Source organism: Sutterella wadsworthensis (genome assembly GCF_003315195.1).
In the GTDB taxonomy this organism is placed as follows: domain Bacteria; phylum Pseudomonadota; class Gammaproteobacteria; order Burkholderiales; family Burkholderiaceae_F; genus Sutterella; species Sutterella wadsworthensis.
The window spans coordinates 1-1,480 of record NZ_QNRV01000071.1; the positions used below are offsets into that span (position 1 = coordinate 1).

Below are 1,480 nucleotides of genomic sequence, written 5' to 3' on the forward strand. Positions count from 1 at the left end.
CAGCAGGTCGAACGCATGCGTGAAATGCTTAACCGCTTCGAGAAGCCGATCGACAAAGCACTCCTCCTCGACAGCATCCGCAACACGAATGAAGATCTGTTCTTCCAGCTGCTGACGCGATACACCGCCGAATACATGCCGGTCGTCTACACCCCGACGGTCGGCGAATACTGCCAGCGTTTCAGCCATATCTTCCGCTATCCGCGCGGCCTTTTTGTTTCGCTCGAACACCTCGGCCACGTGCGCGAAGTGATTGAACGCGCCCCGAACAAAGAGGTCGACGTGATCGTCGTCACGGACGGCGAACGCATTCTGGGTCTGGGCGACCAGGGACTTAACGGCATGGGCATTCCCTGCGGCAAGCTCGCGCTCTATACCGCCTGCGCCGGCATTGCTCCGGAAAAGACGCTGCCGGTCGTGCTCGACGTCGGCACGAACCGCGAAGAATATCTGAACGATCCGCTGTACCTTGGTCTGCGCCAGAAGCGTTGCCGCGGTCCTGAATATCGTCAGCTCGTTGACGAATTCATCGCCGAAGCCCGCCGCCGCTGGCCCAACGTCCTCATCCAGTTCGAAGACTTCGGCAATGCCAACGCCTTCAAGCTGCTTTCGGACTATCAGGAAAAGATCCTTTGCTTCAATGACGACATTCAGGGTACGGCCTCGGTGGTCGTCTCGGGCATGTACAGTGCCGTGCGCGTCAAGGGCGAAAAGATGGCCGATCAGAAGTTCCTCTTCTTCGGCGCCGGCGAGGCTGCCTGCGGCATCGCCAATCTGCTTGCCGATGCGCTGATCGACGACGGTCTCTCGCGTGAGGATGCCCTGGCACACTGCTACCTCTTTGACTCGAAGGGTCTCGTCACGAAGGCTCGTACGGATCTGGCCGCGCATAAGCAGCCGTTTGCCGTCGATGCGCCGGATACGGCGAGCTTCCTCGAAGCGGTCAAGACCTTGAAGCCGACTGCCATCATCGGCGTGGCCGGCCAGCCGCAGACCTTTACGAAGGAAGTTCTCGAAGAAATGGCCAAGCTCAACGAGCGTCCGATCATCTTCGCGCTTTCGAATCCGACTTCCAAGGCCGAATGCACGGCCGAACAGGCCTACACGGCAACGAAGGGCAAGGCGCTCTTTGCCTCCGGGTCGCCCTTCGATCCGGTCGAATACGAAGGCAAGACGTTTGTGCCTCGTCAGGGCAACAACAGCTACGTATTCCCGGCGCTCGGTCTCGGCGCGGTGTTCAGCCGCTCGAAGTGGATGCCCGACGGGATGTTCCTCGTGGCAGCCAAGGTGCTCGCAACGCTCGTCTCGGACGCTGACCTGGCCCAGGGTTCGCTCTATCCGGCGCTTTCGGACATCCGTCCGGTGTCGGTGAAGATCGGCGCTGCGGTTGCCGCCTACGCCTACGAGCACGGTCTTGCTCAGAATGAACGTCCGGCTGATCTTGAAAAGGCTGTCGACGAATTCATGTATCGTCCGTAAT

At 59.9% G+C, this 1,480-nt stretch carries 1 protein-coding gene; it reads left to right on the forward strand.

Translation table 11 applies throughout. From position 1 onward, the window contains the following. A partial coding sequence (locus tag DES29_RS12295; RefSeq protein ID WP_147145924.1) for an NAD-dependent malic enzyme occupies window positions 1–1,479 on the forward strand: 1,479 nt, incomplete at its 5' end. Window position 1,480 lies beyond the last annotated feature (1 nt).